Source organism: Teichococcus aestuarii (assembly GCF_003116135.1).
Classification (GTDB): domain Bacteria; phylum Pseudomonadota; class Alphaproteobacteria; order Acetobacterales; family Acetobacteraceae; genus Pseudoroseomonas; species Pseudoroseomonas aestuarii.
In genome coordinates this window covers 1-15,617 of record NZ_PDOA01000025.1, presented here as the reverse complement: position 1 = coordinate 15,617, position 15,617 = coordinate 1, and the positions used below count along the sequence as shown (strand labels likewise).

The window sequence follows — 15,617 nt, the reverse complement described above, 5'->3', positions numbered from 1 at the left end:
GAAGGCGGACCATCTCATCGGCCAGCGTTGAAGGTAAGCGTGGTGCGCACGGTCTCGGCTTCGCCTTGAACTTTCGCACTCAAGGTCAACGCCCAGCTACCGGCCATACCAGTCTCAACCAGGAAGCGATATACGCCGGGATGATGCCCGTCCTGACCGATGACGCTTCCGGTCATGGTCGGCATGCCAGCGGGCGCCATGTCGGCCTTCATCTGGAAGATAACGGCGTCCGGAACTGGCTTGCTGTCCGACACGCGAAGGAGGCGGACGGAAACGTCAGTTCTGCCGGGCCCGGCGGGGCGGGCACCGGTAAGTTCGAAGCGGTAGTCGCGGGCGGCAGCGAAGGCACCGTGGGCGAGAGGTGAGGTCGCCAAAACGGAGACGGCGCCCAGCACGGCCGCGCGCAGAAGCTTGGAGAGCATGGTTGTGTCCAATCCGTGGGCCACCCGCGCCTTCGGCGAGCGGCTGATGTCGCCTGGAAACCCGCCGCGCCTCGTCGGCAGTGACGCTGCGAACTGGTCAGGGACGCAGGGGCGCTGGGACGATCGTGGCGGGCGGACGAAGCCGCGGCAGCCCAGCGGGCGCGTGCGGCTCAGTTCAGACGAGGCGGATGGGCGGTTCGAGGGAGGGCTCGGGCGACAGACCTTCGGTGAGGCCGATCACCGGCCAATAGGTGACCGGACCCCAAACCAGACGCTCGGCGGCCCGTGTGGACACAGCAGGAAGCGCGACCGTGAAGATGCAGCCGAGGTCGGTCGTGCAGCCAGGCACCTGGTCCTGGCAGGGTGGCGCAGACGTGTCGTGGCAGGGCATCGAGGCACCGTCGTCGCTTCCTTGGTCGGCCATCATGGTCATGCCTACCGAGGCCGCATTCGTGGGCACCGGCAGATTTTGTACCAGACCGGCACCGATGAAGGCGCAGATCGTAATGGCAGCGACGACCAACCTGAGGAGGCGGAGGGACATGGCACCAACATAGCGGCGATCGGACGCAAGCTGAAGAAGGTTTGCAGTTACTGCATGGCTCTCGTTTTATGAGACCCAGCAGCGAGAAGGCTAAACAGCGGTAGATGCCATGTTTCTGACCCGAGCGCCGGGAGCGGCATGCTCACCGCAGACGGCCTCGGAGTATTCCGCACCTTGCCCACCTCGATGTCCCTCACGGTTGCCGGCTGTGGCCTTGGTGCGTAGCGAAACACCAGCCTGTGCGGCGTGGCTAGCACCGGCTTGAAGACAAGAAGGCCATTCGGGATCGCATTGAGGGGCGCCGAGACATCGACGACGAGTTCCTGGTCCTCCACCCGCCGGAAGAGGACCTCCGTGGTATCACGGGCGACGATCCTGCCTGCCGTCACGATGGCGACTTGGTCGCAGAGGGCCTCGGCTTCCTAGAGGTAGTGCTTCGTTAGCAGGATGGTCGTGCCGCGCTGGTTGAGGAGTCGGATATAGTCCCAAAGCTGCTGGCGCAGTGCGACGTCGACACCTGCAGTTGGCTCGTCGAGGACGAGAACGGGAGGGCTGTGGACCAGCGCCTTGCCGGCCATCAACCGCCGGCGCATGCCGCCGGAGAGACTGCGAGCGGGAGCCGTGGCTTTGTCCGCCAGCCCCAGCACCTCGAGGAGTTCGTCCGTGCGTCGGGCGGACTTCGGGATACCGAACAGCCCGGCCTGGAGTTCGAGAGCTGCCCTGGCGGGGAAGTACGGATCCAGGGTGAGTTCCTGTGGGACGACTCCGATCGCGGCCGGTGCCGCTCGGGGCGCCTTGTCGATGTCGATGCCTCAGACCCGTGCTGTTCCACCCAATTTTCGCACCAGCCCAGCCAGGATGTTGATAAGGGTCGACTTCCCGGCGCCGTTTGGTCCGAGCAGGCCAAAGATTCTGCCTCGGGGAATGGCCAGGCTCACGCCCCGAAGAACACACTTGGTGGCCCGGCCGCCTGTACCCGGATAGATCTTCTCCAGACCCTCGGCCTCGATGGCCGCTGCGGTTGATGATGGTCAGTCCTAGCAGGCTGCGTTCTCAATCGGCTGCATCACTGGCGTAGCCGCCAGCCCGATGCGAGCAGGCGGTGGCAGAGGATGCCGAGCAGGCTGTTCGCCACGAGAATGACGATGATGCCGACAAGCAGGGATGCCTCTGAGTGGCCCGTGATGCCGTGTCGGAAGCCATCCACGATGTAGAAGACAGGGTCGATGTAAGCGATGGTGCGGAACGGCTCGGCCAGGGTGCTGACCGCGTAGAATGTGCCCGAGAGCAGTGTCAACGGTGCGATGACGAAGTTGGTGACCGCCGCCTGATGGTCCATCTTTTGTGCCCACAGGCCGCCCATGACACCTAATAGTGCGAACAGTAGGGCGCCACCGACGGCGTAGAATAGGCAGAGAGCGAGATTCGCCAGCGGCAGCGGCACGAATAGGGCGGCCGCTAGCGCGGTTAGTGCCCCTACCAGAAGGCCCCGCGTGACACCTCCGAGTGCCATGCCAGCGAGAAATTCCCCTGGCCCCAGAGGCGCCAACAGGAGATCGACGATATTGCCTTGGACCTTGGCCACCAACAGAGACGACGAGGTATTAGCAAAGGCGTTTTGCAGGATCGCCATCATGATAAGGCCAGGAGCGGCAAAGACGAGGTAAGGCACGCCGCCCGGTGCTGGTGCGTGACGGCCGAGTGCGACGCCGAAGACGGCCAGGAAGAGCAGCGCGCTCACCACGGGGCCACCCACAGTCTGAGCGGCGACAGCGAGGAATCTCTGGACTTCGCGCCGGTAGAGAGTGACCACCCCTATCCAGTTCACACCTTCAGCGCCAAGCTGTGTAGCCGCCAAATCCACGCTCCATCACTGTGCTTGGATGAACCTGCATCCTGTCCCCGCTGGAAGGTCAAGGGACTTATTGCTGACCGTGTACCCGGAACTGCTCCGTCCGCAGGAAGAGCTTCCCGGCTTCATCAGCAGCCCTTCTGGGCTGCTTTGGCAGCGAATTTCTGGGGCGTCAGGTGCCCCAGGGCACTGTGAGGACGGGACGCGTTACAGTGCCGTGTCCAGGCTTCGATCTCTCTCCTGGGGTCCTCACCGGCGCCATCACAGGAATAGCCTTCGTCCTGGGCGATTGCGTGATGCAGATGCTGCCGGTCGGGCTCGGTGATCTACGCCGCGCTGTCAATGGTCGTGCTGAACGCGATTGACCTCATTGGCACCTTGCAAGGCAAGATGCTGCAGATCGTCCCGACAGTGATCGAACTCAGTACCATCACTGCCATCATTGCGTCGGTTGCTGGCCCAGGCTCATCAAGCACCGGCAGTCCTTTGATAGCTGTGCCACAAGCAGTGCCAGTGGACGCAGGCGCCTGACCGACCAAATATTATGTAAAAATGCAGCTTTCTCCTATCACCCAGTGTCCTCGAGCCGCGCCGGTCGGCTCTCCCTGATCGCCTTGCAAAGCCACCGTTCCCTCGGCTCCCGATTGCTCGTTGGACCGCCACCAGCCTGCGATGGTCTGGACATGACCTTGCGCCTGCGCGTTGCTGGCGAGGCCGGGGAACCGACGCCGCAGCTCAACCGCGGCCCTCCATTCACCGCCCTCCTCGAGGGCCAGACGGATGGCCGCAGCGTTGCTCTCGGAGACCAGGAACATGGCCGCAGCTTGCTGCCAGTTCGCTGCGCAGGACAGGTCCTTCTTGTCGGTCACCCCAGACCCGGAGTGCGCCCCGGCGTCCGGAGCGTCTAACGCACCGGCGGCATCTGGCCGGACCGCCACAGCGGCATCTGGCACCAGGCCCGCCCCTGCTGCGGCGGCTGGTCGATGCAGGCTTGGTACGCCGCCTCGAGATCGTTGGCCCTGAGCACCGCGACCGTGTGGCGCGACATCGGCCCGAGATCGGTCTCCACCGGCAGACGCCATCCCGCGGCAAAGCCCACCAACAGGGCCAACATCGGCACCGCGCCGTAGAGCACCTTGCGGGTCAGGCTGAGCTCAAGCGCCGCGCGACGCAGGCCATCGCGCACTTCCCGCACCGCGGCGTCCGCCGCCCGCTGCGCGGCGTCCTGGCCGATGCGGTCCATCTGCCGATGCAGATGGTCATGCGCGGCTGCCGAGCTGGTCAGCAGCAGCCGGAGCGGCTCATCCGGCTCCATACCCATCCGGGCGCAAGCCTGTTCGACCTCGGCGACGAGTCCGCTGTTGTTGCTGTGCAGAGCCATCGCCGCGCTTGCCTGACCCGCCGCGCTGTTGGCTATGGTAGCCAGGCCCCGACCTCCCGCACCTCATTTTCCAGCGCCGCATTCCAGCTCTTCACCTGCCAGGCGCGGGTGGGACCGAGCTTCTGCTCGCCCTGGCCTGGCCGGTCCGCCATGGCCGCACCGAAACTCAGTCCAAGCTCCCGCATCGTCTCCAGCGGCGCTAGAGAGCGCATATAGATCGGGACCGCCCCGGCCTCGACCCAGGCGATGAAGTCGGGATTGGCCTGGATGCCCTGAAAGGCACCGGCCGGGTTCTGCCCGCGCTTCAGCACGCCCTCGTTCAGCACCAGCAGCGTCTGCGGCGTGTTGAAATAGCCCTCGTGCCAGATCGCGCGTGCATGGGCGAAATCGTCCGCCTCCGGCCCGAGGAAGTACACCGCGACCGGCAGCACCCCGACATCCTGGCAGAAGGACAGCAGGTCGAGGTCACGCACATACTCGGCCAGCGTGATGTCCTGGCCGCCCCCCAGATCGAGCACCGCAGAGCGCCGCTCGGTCAGCATGCGGTCCAGCACCGAGGTGAGCCACGCCTTCACGTCCACCACATCCGAGGAGGGCGGTGCTAGCGCCTCACCCGGATAGAGCCGCGACAGGGTCGGGTTGCGCGCCGCATCGGCGATGATCGGGTCGCGGCCCTGGACGCGGGCCCGCTGCACCATCCAGTCCAGCCCGGTGGTGCCACCGGTGCGGCCGCGGCCCAGCCGCACGACGAGCTTGGGCTGCGCCTCTGGAACCGGATCCAGGGCCGGGAGCGACGCCGCCATGGCGGTCTTGCGCGTCATGTCATGTTGTCCTTCCACTGCGGTTCAGGGTCTGCCGCTTCAGCCGCGCCAGCCGGTCCTGGGCCGTGCTCTGGGCCTCGACCTCATCCGGGGCTGGTGGGGCCGGCAAGCGGGCGATCGGCGGAGGTGCGGCCGGAGGCGGGCCGGCGAATGGGTCCTGCCGCACCCGCGACCAAGCCTTGCGCACGGTCTGCGCTACCCGACGGCGTGCAAGGCGTCCTTCCGGACCCGGCATATCGAAATGCTCCGGGCGCGGCAGCAAGCCCTCCTCCACGAACACCCGGCCGAAGCCTTCCCAATTCGCGCCGTTCTGCTGGATGACCTGGGCAAACTCGCGATGATGCCGGCGCAGCCAGTTCGCCAGCGGCGAGCGTCGCGGCCCCTCCGCCCGCACCGCCCGGATCCGGCCGAGGATCGGATCGCTCACAGCCACATGCCTCCCAACATGCGCCTGACTATACCTCAGGTTGTTAAACATGCAACGGACACACCACTAGACACAGAGCGGGACGCGAATCGCCGCCCAGCGAGACAAAACGGTTGTAGAAGTGGGACACTGACGCTACCCGTGCGAGACATGGACAGGATGGGCAAGATTCCTACGGACAGGATGGGCAAGATTCCTACAGACCATTGCACCGCCGCTGGCGGTGCTGGGACAGGAGCGGGACAAAGGCGGGACATGAACGAGACAGGCGTGACGCGGGAACTGCAGGCGCTGCGGGACGAGATGCGGGCGCTGGAGGCCGGCCAGGACAGCTTGGTGCGGGCCATCGGCGAACTGGCGCCGCTGCTCGGCACCGTGATCGAGGAGTTGCGCCAGCTGTCCCAGGCCGCCTCGGCGGAGGGCCTGGCCAGCGATCTCGCACCGGAGCTGCGACGTCTGGCGGAGGCGGTCGATGGCAACACCGCGGCGGTGACCGCGCTGCTGCGGCAGCTGCCGATACCTCCGGCTGAGGATGCGGGTCCGCCGGCATGATGACCTTCCGGGCCGGTGCGCCCGGCGGCGTCGCCCAGGCGGCCGCCTACACCGCGCATCTGCTGGAGCGGACGGTGGACCCCGGCCAGCAGGCGCTGGCGGATTACTACGGGCGGGAGAGCCCGCTGGAGCCGGCGCAGGCCGAGGGGATGGGCAGCACCCCCCGCCCCTCGCCGGTTATGGCGCCGGAGGTGGCCAGGGCGCTGGGGATTGATGCCAGCCGGCCGCTGACCGCCGGAGAGCTGGGCAACCTGCTGGGTGGCTTGCGCGCCGACAGCGGGGCCATGCCGGGTCATCAGCGGGATCTGCGGGTCTACCGCGACCGGAGCGGGCAGACCGACACACCAGGCGAGCGCAGCCGCATCGCCTGGATCGACCTGACCTTCTCGGCGCCCAAGAGCGTCTCGGTGGCCTGGATGGCGGCGACCACTGAGGCGGAGCGCCAGTCGATCTACCAAGCGCACAAGGACGCCGTGCGGGAGGCGCTCGGCTATGTCGAGCAGGAGGTCGCCCGCGCCACCTTTGGCCATGGCCGCAGCGGCAAGGCCGAGGAGATGGGGCGGCTTGGCTTTGTCTCCATCGATCACTTCACCAGCCGGCCCACCGTGGAGATCAGCCGCGCCGATCCGACCACGGGGGTGCAGGCCACCGAGATCTACAGCGTGCCGGTGGCCGGTGATCCGCAGCTGCACACCCACACCATCGTGCCGAACCTAGTGCTGACCCGCAGCGGCCGGGCGATGAGCATCGACACCACCCGCATTGCCGGTCGGGTGCATGAATTCGGCGCGGTGTACCAGGCGCTGCTGGGGCGGAACTTGCGCCGCCTCGGCATGGCGGTGGAGCTGGAGGAGCGCACCCAAGCGCTGCGCCTCGCCGCCATCCCCGAGGAGATCTGCCGGGCGTTCAGCAAGCGCACGGTGAATGGCGAGCGCTCCGCCGAGGAATGGGCGCGGCGCCACGGCTACAGCGCCGAGGCCTGGGCCGGGATGCGGCCAGAGCAACGCATCGCCATGCTCAAGGCCGCGATCAAGGAAGGCCGCTTTGGCAAGGGCGACGATCTGGCCGACCTCGCCGCCTGGCGAGCGCAGATCGCCGAGCTCGGCTGGCAATATTCGGGCACCGCCGTGCGGATGGGGCCGCCGGCGCCGGAGCGCAGCCAGCAGCAGCGCGTCGACGATGCCCTCGACGGGGCGGCGCCGGTGCTGGAGGGCATGCTGGCGCAGCGCGCGGTGGTCACCGGCAGCGACCTGCGCCTGGCGGCGGCGCGCGGGCTGATCGCCGGCGGCATGGAGACGCTGGACGATCTGTCATCGGTGACGCGCGCCATGGCGCGGGACGGGGTGCGGCAGGATGGGCAGCTGACATCCCTGCTGTTCCGCCCAGGTGCCTCCAGCCGGCCCGAGCGGGTCCGCGTCACCACCGCGCTGCACCGCGACCAGGAGGCGGAGCTGATTGCCCTGGCCCGCACCGCGCAGGCGCAGCCAGACGCGCCGCTGGCCCCTGCCCGCCTGGCGCAAGCCGCCGCCGCGCGCGGCACGCCCCTGACCAACGAGCAGAGGCACGCCGCCGAGGCGCTGGGGGCGGGTCAGAATTCGCCGTGGTCATCGGCGGTGCCGGGGTCGGCAAGACCACCATCCTGGCGCCATTGGTGGAGGGGTGGAGCGACCAGGGGCGCGAGGTCTGGGGCACCGCGCTGGCCTGGCGGCAGGCCAATGCGCTGCAGGAGGCCGGCATCAGCGGCGCGCGCACCCTGGCGCTGGAGCCGCTGCTGGACCGGATGCAGCGGCGGCCGCAGGATTTCGGCCCGCGCTCAGTGGTGGCGCTGGACGAGCTGGGCCAGATCGGCACAAGGCAGATGCTGCAGCTGTTGCGCCAGCAGGCGCAACTCGGGTTCAAACTGGTGGCGGTGGGCGATGACCGGCAATGCCAGGCGATCGAGGCCGGGCCGACCATCGAGCTGCTGCGGCAGGCGCTGGGTCGACAGGCGATCCCGGAGGTGCTGTCCACGGTGCGGCAGGCGACCGAGCGCGAGCGCGCGATCGTCGGCCTGTTCCGCGAGGGCCGCATCGGCGAGGCGCTGGCGGCCAAGCGAGCCGAAGGACAGGCGGAGCTGGTGCCGGGTGGCTATGAGGCGGCGGTGCGACGCGCCGCGGCGCTGTGGGGCGAGCGCGTGGCGGCCCATGCCGGGGATCCGCGCTACAGCGTTACGGTGTCGGCGCCGACCAACCAGGACGCTCTAGCGGTCAGCCGCGCCATCCGCGAGGTGCGCCGGGCCGCTGGCGCGCTCGGTCCGGATCGGGTGACGATCGAGGCCAGCGATGCCACAGGCGCCAGCTACCCTCTCCTGTTGGCCGAAGGTGACCGGGTGCGGCTGTTCCAGCGCACCAGCCGCGCCGGCGCCGGGCGCGACACCATGATGGGGGAGAATGGCTCGGTGCTGACCGTGAAAGAGGTCCAAGAGGGTGGCTTGGTGCTAGCGACGCGGGACGGCAAGGAAGGTTTTGTACCCTGGCACGGCTTCCGGGACCGGCGCAGTGGGCAGATCCGGCTGAGCTATGGCGACGTGCTGACGATCAACACCGCGCAGGGGATCACCAGCGACGAGCACATCCTGGCCATGCCGGCGGGCAGCCGCGGCGTCACCCTCTACGCCGCGCATGTCGGCGCCAGCCGGCATCGCGTCGCCAGCCACATCGTCGGCAGCCTGGGCGCCGAGGCGCGGGAGGTCGAGGACCGCCGGCCGGTGAACGCGCCGAAGCTGACGGGCCAGGCGGCGCTGGATGCGGCCTGGGCCAATGTGGAGCGGAACTTCGGCCGTGCGCCGGTCAAGGACAGCGCGCTGGCGCTGCTGCGCCGGTTCCAGGAATTGTCCCAGAAGGCCCGCAACACCTTCCAGGAAGGCATGCGGCGGCGGCAGATACGGCAGAAGGCGGCACTGCCGGAAACACGCCTTGTACGGCAAGCGCAGGAGAACCGGCAGGCGCAGAGCCTCGCGCCCGTGCTGCAGCAGATGAGCCTGAACCTGGAGGTGCAGAACCGGACCGCCGAACGTCTTGGAGCAGCACCGACATCGCGTGCTGCGATCAGCCTGGAGGCGGTGACCCTGCGCCTGGTGGCGCCGCAGGTGGCGGAAGGCCGCATGTCCTACGGCGCGGCGCTGGACGAGGTCATACTCAGCGCGGTGGATGACCGGCGGGTTCGAGTACTGCGCGGCTATGCCTGGAACCCAGTGCACCAGATGCACCTGCCGAAACCCGGAGGGCCGGTGCATGCCGAGCCGAGCCCGGACAGCCTTATGCAGAAGCTGGATCGGGCCATCGCCAGTTACGATGCGGGCAGGCCGGCGGCGCTGTGGGCGCCGATGGCCCTACGAAGCCGTCAGGGTCACCCTGTGCCGGCGGATCAACCGCGGCAGAGCCCAGGCGAGCCGATAGGAATCAGGGCTCAGGCACCGAAGACGCCGGCTGGCAGGAAAGTTAAAGGAGACGGCGCGGATCACTCAGCCAAAACACCCCGTTCGCGTGCTCCGCGTCGACGTCGTTAGTCCGATAGCGGCACCCTCCATGGGTCAGGCGGGGTCGGCTTCGCGCCCGTGTCGGTCATCTGCTACGTGCGGCCAACGTCCTGAAAGCAGAAAATGCACCCTCGACACTGGCCGACGGGGTTGGGTCGACCTCGGCTGTTCCAACCGCTGGGTCTGCTTTCGCTGCCATTCATTTGGGTGCCTCGCAACCGTGCTAGCTGGTAGGAGCAGCGTCGTTTAGATTTGGGCCAAGATGCCTCCTGGGAAGTGGCGATTTTGACGTTCGTCGCCGCTGACGCTCGCTACCAGCTGCCACGGGGCGAACTGCTGACCAGTTGGATGAAAGCGTTCAACTTCGCCCGCAAGGTCAGCGCCTGTCATGCCCGGCTGTGGAACCAGTACTTATCGGCCAGTCCAAGCCCTCGTAATGAGGGGAGGTCCCGCCACTTGATCGCCTGGTTGGTTAGCTTGGCTTATAACCCGCTCTATGCCGTCGCGGCCCGACTGCGCTTCATACTGCAAACCATCATCCCGGAACGCACTGGCCGCAACGCCAAGGAAATGGCCGCCAGCTTCCCGGCTGGAGTGCTCCCTATCCAACCGGACAGGCGCCTGGATGGAGCGATTGGCTGGCGATGAATTCACACGGTGAAAGCATACGCAGGCTGCTATGTGGCGGGCCGCAGCGGACCTATTAAGCTCAGTGGCCATTACGGTCCGGTTGGATTCGGTGAGATGCGCGGCCTCTCAGTCGAAACCTCGCGCACTGCGCAGGCCCAGGATCCTGTGCTCGCAAAGCGGCTTTGGGAGGTGTCCGTCACGCTGAATGACATTGATCCCGGTTTGCTGCCCGGCTCCGCCTAGGTGAAAAGCCTCGACAACGTCCTAGGGTATTCACCGCGCCAAGACACAAAATCTGGTAGGCGCCTTGACTTTAAATCCAAAAAATGATATTAGTTCGCCTGCGAGCTATTATTTTAGCGTAAAATTTGCGAACACGCAAGTTTTTTGTTCAGACTCATGGCGCGCCTTCTGGAGGGGTTGTTACTAGAAGCAATTATACGCCTAATTCTTGGCTAAGTCTAGAAAAGACAAATCTACTCCTTTAGCCATCGCTTAGTCGACCCTAGACTGGATGTGGTATTGTCCTGCCGAGAGCCAGTGTTTGCCACTAATAATAGTCGGCATGGCCCCTTCCCATTGACAAAAGCCTGTCTAATTGCTAGATGCTTGTGTAACACGGCCGGCCCCTCTGCACTTCGGTGTACGGGTCGGTTTTCGCTTGTGCGATCCATTCGTGAGCCAGTACCGCAAACCTTACCTCCCCGTTCCTGACCAGCTGGTGCTTCTTCAGTCACGCGGCATGACGGTGAGCCAGCCAGGTACGGCTGAGGACTGCCTCAAGCGGGTGGGCTATTACCGGCTCAGTGCCTACTGGTATCCGTTCCGGCGCTCGATCGTCTCGCCCCTTTCGGGCGGCCAGCTTCAAACCGTAGTGCATGATGATTTCATGCCAGGCACCCAATTCTCCACGGTGTTCGAGCTGTACGTCTTCGACAAGAAGCTGCGCCTGCTGATGCTCGATGCGCTGGAGCGGGTGGAGATCGCGCTACGCACCGATGTGGCCCTCCTCCTCGGCCCGCGTGATCCGGCCGCACATCGAAACCCTGCTCTACTACATGGGAACTTTGCCAAGAAGGTGCAGCCTTGGAACGGCCTGACCGGGCATCAGGACTGGCTCAAGAAGCTGGATGAAGTGGAGCGGCGCTCCAAGGCTGATTTCGTCCTGCATTTCCGCGCGAAGTACCCCGCGTCCGACCTGCCGATTTGGATGAGCGTGGAGCTGTGGGATTTCGGTATGCTGTCGCGCTTCCTATCCGGCCTGACCGTGGCCGACCAGCTGACGCTCGCCGCCCGCTACCAGCTGCCACGGCGCGAACTGCTGGCCAGCTGGATGAAAGCGTTCAACTTCGTCCGCAACGTCAGCGCTCATCATGCCCGGCTGTGGAATCAGCCATTGATCGACCAGCCCAAGCCCCTGCACCGGGGCGAGGTGCCGCTACTTGATCACCTGGTTGGCAATAGCTTTGCCGAGAACCGGCTGTATGCGGTCGCGGCCGGACTGCGCTTCATGCTGCAAATCATCAATCCCGGGACGCACTGGCCGCAGCGCTTGAAGGAACTCGCCGCCAGCTTCCCGGCCAACCCGCATGTGTCCTTTGACCGCAGCGGGTTTCCGGCCGGATGGGACGCCTTGCCGCTTTGGCGTTAAGCCAGGCACGAAGCTGACCCGTTATGTCGGCGGGTTCTTAACCACGTCCACGATCTCCGCCGCGATTTCTTCCACAGTGTGAGTGGCGGTGCTGCGCGCCACCTTGTCAGCCAGGGACGGCGAATATCCTACTTCACGTTTGCTGACATTGTGCCAGATGGGAAGGAGGATTTGTTCGCCTGAGACCGAGCGCGTAACCAGCCCGTCCAGCTCGTATTCTGGCCAGCCCTTTCCAAAGAACGCCTGTGAAAGTACCACCACCCCGAAACGGCTGCTTGCCAGGCCTTTGTCGATCTTCCGACGCAAGCTGTCGCCAATGCGCAGCACGAATTCATCGTATCAGACCGCTAGTCCGGCCTCGCGCAATGCCTCCACCAGCGGACGGACGACGTCTTCCTTATCCTCCGATGCATGCGACACAAACACATCGTAGAGGCCATCAGGCGCTTCCACGAGAGGCGCCTCATCCTCGTAAGAGCTGCGGGCGAGCGTTGGAATGCTGCGGAGCGGCGCTTCATTAGCCGCAGGCAGAGGGCGAAAGGCCGCTGCTGGGATTACACGCGCACCTGACCGTACGGAGCCGCGAAGCCCCTGCATGTCCACTGCCACGTGCCAGAATGCGGCACGGTCGCCCGATAAGGTGAGCGGGTAACCAAGCCGCCGATATATCGGTGGCTACGTCCCGTACGGTAGCTGGAGAAGTTGGAAGCGTCCATGATCCGCACGTTGGCGGCGCTGCCCTGAAGAAAAACTTCAATAATGTTTCCGCGTTCGACATGGCCAAGATTGTAATGGGTGAAGTTCATTGTCCCGGAGCATCCTCATTTTTACAATGCTATACTGTAATGCATATGCCTTCTATAAGGTGATCCTCTCGACCTCATCGAGAGTGATCTGCTGGCCTCGCCGGTCATAGAGCTTGGTGGTGCGTGCCGACGCATGGGCCGCCATCTGCTGGGCATGCTCCAGCAAGCCGCCATTCTCCAGATACGCAGTGATCCCCCTTGCCCGCCATGAATGGCATCCGATGCGTGTAGCCACGCCCCCCGCCTCAGCCCGGCGCTGGATCATGCGATAGGCATCAGCCTGGCTCATGCCGTTGGCGGTCAGCTGGCCGGTGCGTCCAGCAGCGGAGCGAAACAGAAGCCCCTTGCGATCCTCCGCGATGGCCGCCGCTTCCAGGTAGGCATCGAGCCAGTTCTGCAACGTGTGATGCGCCGGAATAGTGTGCTCTTTGTCGCCCTTCTCATGCAGCCGTACCCACCAGCGTTTGCCGACCGGATAGTAGTCGCTCACTCGCATGGCGGTCGTGGCGCTGACGCGGGCAAAGGTGTACAGCAGCATGCCAATTAGCGCGCGGTCGCGCAGGCCAATCAGGCTGGTCGTGTCGATAGCTGCCAGAAGCGATCTGGCTTCCTCGCGGCTTGGCATATGTGTTTTGCCGGTAGAGATGCTGTGCTTCGGACCGCGTACCGCGCCCGCTGGGTTATGCGGCACCACCTGACCGATCACCAGCCAGTCAAACAGCATGCGGATGGCAGCTAGATGCTGCTTCACGGTTGGAGCTGAGCGCTCGCGGCCTATTTGCTCGATGTAGGTAGCGACGTGCACCGGCTGGATGGCGGTAAGTGGGAGGCCATGCTGTTCGCACCAGGCGAAGAAGACTGACGCTGCGCGGATATAGGCACTGCGAGTGTTCGGATTGCGAACTTGCGCCGTAAAGAATTCGATATAGCGGCTCGCGGCGCGTTCACCCTCGGCCATGATAAGTAAGGGAACGGCTAGCTCGGCAAGTCCAGAACCTTTGGCTAGCTGCACCAGCTCGCCGGTCATTCCCAAGCTCGATTGGCGTCGAAGTCGAGCTTGGCTGCCTTAAGTTCCCTCACCAGCTTCATTTTCCAGCCCTCGGCAATGTCGAGATCGGTATAGATGACGCCATAGAGGTCCGAAGGAATTTCTACATCGCCTTTGCGCAGCAAGCAGGCTCTACCTCTACCAAGTTTGCCCGCGAAGTATCCTAGTTCAAAGATGACGTTCTGACGGGCACGGGAAGCCTGTTGCGGCCCCATAGTGCTGCCGCCAATGTCGTCAGGTGTGAGGAGCACTACGGCAAAGCCCACCTCGGCTGCACAACCCTCAAACTTCTCGATGATGGTCAGGCCTTGGTCGGGCTGCTCACGTAGGATAATGGCTTCCAAGCCGAGCTTTTCGAGATAACGAGCGACAGACTGGAGCGCAGCTTCGTCATGCCCGTGCACGACGAATACCTTCCGTGACGGTCTCTTGGCCTGTGCCGGAACCGATGGTGCAGTCTCATTCTCCCGATCGGTGATTTCCTCTTCGAGGAACCGGATTGCCTGCCTGAGAAGAGCAAGGGAGGATTGCTTTCCCTTCTCAATATCATCGCGTACTTCGCTGATCGGCTCTGGTCCACTGCCGCCGATCATAAGCATAGCCCTTCCGCCAGCATCCAGCTGGTGCGCGCCGTAATAACGATTGTACTCTATGGTGCCTGATCCGAAGACCGCTCCAAGGGTCTCCTCGATGGAGGTTTCGAGCGTTGTTATCTCTGGCGCATATCGCTTCTGCACGGTCTGTGGGTCAAATGCCTCTACCTCCTCAATGCGCTTCTTTAGCCGACCGATACCACGCCGCATCTGGTCAACGGTGAGCACCGCGTGTTGCGGCACCGGGGTAGAGGAAGGGCGACGTGCCACAAGCGACTCCATTTATGTATGATAACGTTCTTTATCATACACAAAAATGCAGCTTCGAGACAGCACAATGTACATGCGGCCAAGCTCTGGAGCTCCTGAATGGCTCCCGAGGCATGACCTTGGCCTATGTCCCTCTGCGGACGTCCGATCGCGTGGCGATGATTCTGGCGTGGGAGAGATGGTAGCCTTGCGCGGCCAAGTCGTCGGCTAGCGCCTGCCGTGCAACACCCACAATGGCTGGTATGTCCTCTCCAGGCGCCATCTCGTGCTCCGAGACCAGCTTCCAATCCCCCTTACAGGTATCGGGCGGCAAATTTGCCGCCCCCTTGTCATAAGTGCATCCCAGCAGCTCATGGTCGGTAGCGCATTTGAAGATGAATAGCTTTGGCATGGCTATTTCTTCTTGGGCTTCTGGGACAGGACCGAGCCTGCCGCCGTTTTGGATTTATCGCCTGTCCGGCCATCGCGTAGCACGTCGGAAGCCGCCGATGCGGCCTTGGGTGAGGTAGTCTTGCTGCTGGAGCTCTTGCCGCTGCTTTTGGCCATGATGGCCTCTGACACAGCATGTTGGCGTACAAGACCAGAACGGAGCCACAAGATGTAGATTTCTACCTTTACCGCAGTATAGTCAGGTGCCGGACATGAAGATGTGAGCGCAGCAGTCGTAGCGCATGGCGATACGGATGACGTGGATAATACCGCTGACGACACGCTGGTTATCGACCCGTGGCGCTCCGTGCAAGAGTCGGGAGTAGAGCGTGATCCGCTGGATCCGCGCCTTTGAGGGCCAGAACAAGTCAGCCATGGCAGCACCTCCTGCAACCAGGAAATCACAGCAGGATCGAAGCACAAGAGGCCTGTTAATAGGTACTGAGCTTAGACGGCATCGCGATCAACGGAGACTTCTAGTGTAGGCCATTCCGGCACTGCCCCACCGCGATCCTTGAACCACCGATCCTCGAACCAGCGGATCCGTTGCATCCGCAGCGGCATGATGCCCGGTCTGAGAACCACGACCTGATCCCGCGGCATGCGGCTGATCTCCTGCGGCAGCATCAGCGCCCTGCGCCGCATCGCCTCGCTCTCCGTCTGCTTGTTGCTCT

General features: G+C 64.4%; 19 protein-coding genes and 3 pseudogenes. 7 read left to right on the top strand and 15 right to left on the bottom strand.

The annotated features are described in order from the left end of the window. Positions 1–14 precede the first annotated feature (14 nt). The 5 genes and pseudogenes from CR165_RS21545 to CR165_RS25785 form a co-directional block, all read right to left on the bottom strand. Complete coding sequence (locus tag CR165_RS21545; RefSeq protein WP_109518980.1) at positions 15–422, bottom strand: FixH family protein; 408 nt, start codon at positions 420–422, stop codon at positions 15–17. Positions 423–597: 175 nt separating this feature from the next. Beyond that, on the bottom strand, positions 598–966 hold the full coding sequence (locus tag CR165_RS21540) for a hypothetical protein (RefSeq protein ID WP_109518979.1): 369 nt from the start codon (positions 964–966) through the stop codon (positions 598–600). Positions 967–1,388: 422 nt separating this feature from the next. After that, positions 1,389–1,904, bottom strand: a pseudogene (locus tag CR165_RS21535) (ABC transporter ATP-binding protein). Between the two features lie 128 nt (positions 1,905–2,032). Next, positions 2,033–2,779: an ABC transporter permease gene (locus CR165_RS21530; RefSeq protein ID WP_367604292.1), complete on the bottom strand. Its 747-nt coding sequence runs from the start codon at positions 2,777–2,779 to the stop codon at positions 2,033–2,035. A 167-nt stretch (positions 2,780–2,946) separates the two neighbouring features. Further along, positions 2,947–3,108, bottom strand: coding sequence for an integrase core domain-containing protein (locus CR165_RS25785; protein ID WP_408887546.1), 162 nt, complete (start codon positions 3,106–3,108; stop codon positions 2,947–2,949). Positions 3,109–3,139: 31 nt separating this feature from the next. Between CR165_RS25785 and CR165_RS24665 the strand changes: the two genes are divergently transcribed. Further along, positions 3,140–3,349, top strand: coding sequence for a hypothetical protein (locus tag CR165_RS24665; protein WP_146201988.1), 210 nt, complete (start codon positions 3,140–3,142; stop codon positions 3,347–3,349). Between the two features lie 11 nt (positions 3,350–3,360). Here the strand turns inward: CR165_RS24665 and CR165_RS21520 are convergent, their stop codons facing one another. From CR165_RS21520 to CR165_RS24660, 4 genes are read right to left on the bottom strand one after another with little or no spacing between them, the layout of a single operon-like run. Continuing rightward, entirely contained in the window at positions 3,361–3,687 is a 327-nt protein-coding gene (locus CR165_RS21520) for a hypothetical protein (protein WP_146201987.1), read from the bottom strand. A 35-nt stretch (positions 3,688–3,722) separates the two neighbouring features. After that, the gene (locus CR165_RS21515) at positions 3,723–4,199 is read right to left on the bottom strand and encodes a hypothetical protein (RefSeq protein ID WP_109518976.1); all 477 of its coding nucleotides are present in this window, start codon (positions 4,197–4,199) and stop codon (positions 3,723–3,725) included. Positions 4,200–4,231: 32 nt separating this feature from the next. Next, complete coding sequence (locus CR165_RS21510) at positions 4,232–5,020, bottom strand: hypothetical protein (RefSeq protein WP_109518975.1); 789 nt, start codon at positions 5,018–5,020, stop codon at positions 4,232–4,234. A 1-nt stretch (position 5,021) separates the two neighbouring features. Continuing rightward, entirely contained in the window at positions 5,022–5,447 is a 426-nt protein-coding gene (locus CR165_RS24660; protein WP_146201986.1) for a hypothetical protein, read from the bottom strand. A 255-nt stretch (positions 5,448–5,702) separates the two neighbouring features. Here CR165_RS24660 and CR165_RS21505 point away from each other — a divergent pair, with 255 nt between their 5' ends. The 6 genes and pseudogenes from CR165_RS21505 to CR165_RS21490 all read left to right on the top strand — a co-directional run bounded on the left by CR165_RS21505 (position 5,703) and on the right by CR165_RS21490 (position 11,797). Then, the gene (locus CR165_RS21505; RefSeq protein WP_109518974.1) at positions 5,703–5,999 is read left to right on the top strand and encodes a hypothetical protein; all 297 of its coding nucleotides are present in this window, start codon (positions 5,703–5,705) and stop codon (positions 5,997–5,999) included. Next, positions 5,996–7,090: pseudogene (gene mobF / locus CR165_RS26160) on the top strand (MobF family relaxase); the annotation flags it as partial. The gene CR165_RS21505 and the pseudogene mobF, both read left to right, overlap by 4 nt. Before the next feature lie 509 nt (positions 7,091–7,599). Further along, positions 7,600–8,046, top strand: a pseudogene (locus CR165_RS26155) (AAA family ATPase); the annotation flags it as partial. Positions 8,047–8,139: 93 nt separating this feature from the next. Continuing rightward, complete coding sequence (locus CR165_RS25210) at positions 8,140–9,546, top strand: hypothetical protein (protein WP_181378287.1); 1,407 nt, start codon at positions 8,140–8,142, stop codon at positions 9,544–9,546. A 255-nt stretch (positions 9,547–9,801) separates the two neighbouring features. Continuing rightward, on the top strand, positions 9,802–10,164 hold the full coding sequence (locus tag CR165_RS24655) for an Abi family protein (protein ID WP_146201985.1): 363 nt from the start codon (positions 9,802–9,804) through the stop codon (positions 10,162–10,164). A 658-nt stretch (positions 10,165–10,822) separates the two neighbouring features. Continuing rightward, on the top strand, positions 10,823–11,797 hold the full coding sequence (locus tag CR165_RS21490; RefSeq protein ID WP_109518971.1) for an Abi family protein: 975 nt from the start codon (positions 10,823–10,825) through the stop codon (positions 11,795–11,797). A 21-nt stretch (positions 11,798–11,818) separates the two neighbouring features. On the opposite strand, the gene CR165_RS25460 is transcribed toward CR165_RS21490, so the two are convergent. From CR165_RS25460 to CR165_RS21470, 6 genes are all read right to left on the bottom strand, one after another. Continuing rightward, complete coding sequence (locus CR165_RS25460) at positions 11,819–12,124, bottom strand: toll/interleukin-1 receptor domain-containing protein (protein WP_219929820.1); 306 nt, start codon at positions 12,122–12,124, stop codon at positions 11,819–11,821. A 227-nt stretch (positions 12,125–12,351) separates the two neighbouring features. Further along, positions 12,352–12,603 (bottom strand): DUF1883 domain-containing protein, encoded by a 252-nt coding sequence (locus CR165_RS25455; RefSeq protein WP_219929819.1) that lies wholly within the window; start codon positions 12,601–12,603, stop codon positions 12,352–12,354. Positions 12,604–12,655: 52 nt separating this feature from the next. After that, positions 12,656–13,630 carry a tyrosine-type recombinase/integrase gene (locus tag CR165_RS21480; protein ID WP_109518970.1) on the bottom strand — a complete coding sequence of 325 codons (975 nt, stop codon included), beginning with the start codon at positions 13,628–13,630 and terminating at the stop codon, positions 12,656–12,658. Then, complete coding sequence (locus CR165_RS21475; protein ID WP_219929818.1) at positions 13,627–14,526, bottom strand: TIR domain-containing protein; 900 nt, start codon at positions 14,524–14,526, stop codon at positions 13,627–13,629. Before CR165_RS21475 ends, CR165_RS21480 begins: the two co-directional genes overlap by 4 nt. Positions 14,527–15,142: 616 nt before the next feature. After that, on the bottom strand, positions 15,143–15,319 hold the full coding sequence (locus tag CR165_RS25205) for a hypothetical protein (protein WP_181378281.1): 177 nt from the start codon (positions 15,317–15,319) through the stop codon (positions 15,143–15,145). 71 nt (positions 15,320–15,390) lie between these two features. After that, positions 15,391–15,617: type IV secretory system conjugative DNA transfer family protein (locus CR165_RS21470; RefSeq protein WP_181378280.1), on the bottom strand; the 227-nt coding region annotated here is incomplete at its 5' end.

Bases quoted from the DNA above. Each gene is read 5' to 3' on its own strand.
- CR165_RS21545 (WP_109518980.1), bottom strand. From the start codon at position 422: ATGCTCTCCAAGCTTCTGCGCGCGGCCGTGCTGGGCGCCGTCTCCGTT.
- CR165_RS21540 (WP_109518979.1), bottom strand. From the start codon at position 966: ATGTCCCTCCGCCTCCTCAGGTTGGTCGTCGCTGCCATTACGATCTGC.
- CR165_RS21515 (WP_109518976.1), bottom strand. From the start codon at position 4,199: ATGGCTCTGCACAGCAACAACAGCGGACTCGTCGCCGAGGTCGAACAG.
- CR165_RS21510 (WP_109518975.1), bottom strand. From the start codon at position 5,020: ATGACGCGCAAGACCGCCATGGCGGCGTCGCTCCCGGCCCTGGATCCG.
- CR165_RS21505 (WP_109518974.1), top strand. From the start codon at position 5,703: ATGAACGAGACAGGCGTGACGCGGGAACTGCAGGCGCTGCGGGACGAG.
- CR165_RS25455 (WP_219929819.1), bottom strand. From the start codon at position 12,603: ATGAACTTCACCCATTACAATCTTGGCCATGTCGAACGCGGAAACATT.
- CR165_RS21480 (WP_109518970.1), bottom strand. From the start codon at position 13,630: ATGACCGGCGAGCTGGTGCAGCTAGCCAAAGGTTCTGGACTTGCCGAG.
- CR165_RS21475 (WP_219929818.1), bottom strand. From the start codon at position 14,526: ATGGAGTCGCTTGTGGCACGTCGCCCTTCCTCTACCCCGGTGCCGCAA.
- CR165_RS25205 (WP_181378281.1), bottom strand. From the start codon at position 15,319: ATGGCTGACTTGTTCTGGCCCTCAAAGGCGCGGATCCAGCGGATCACG.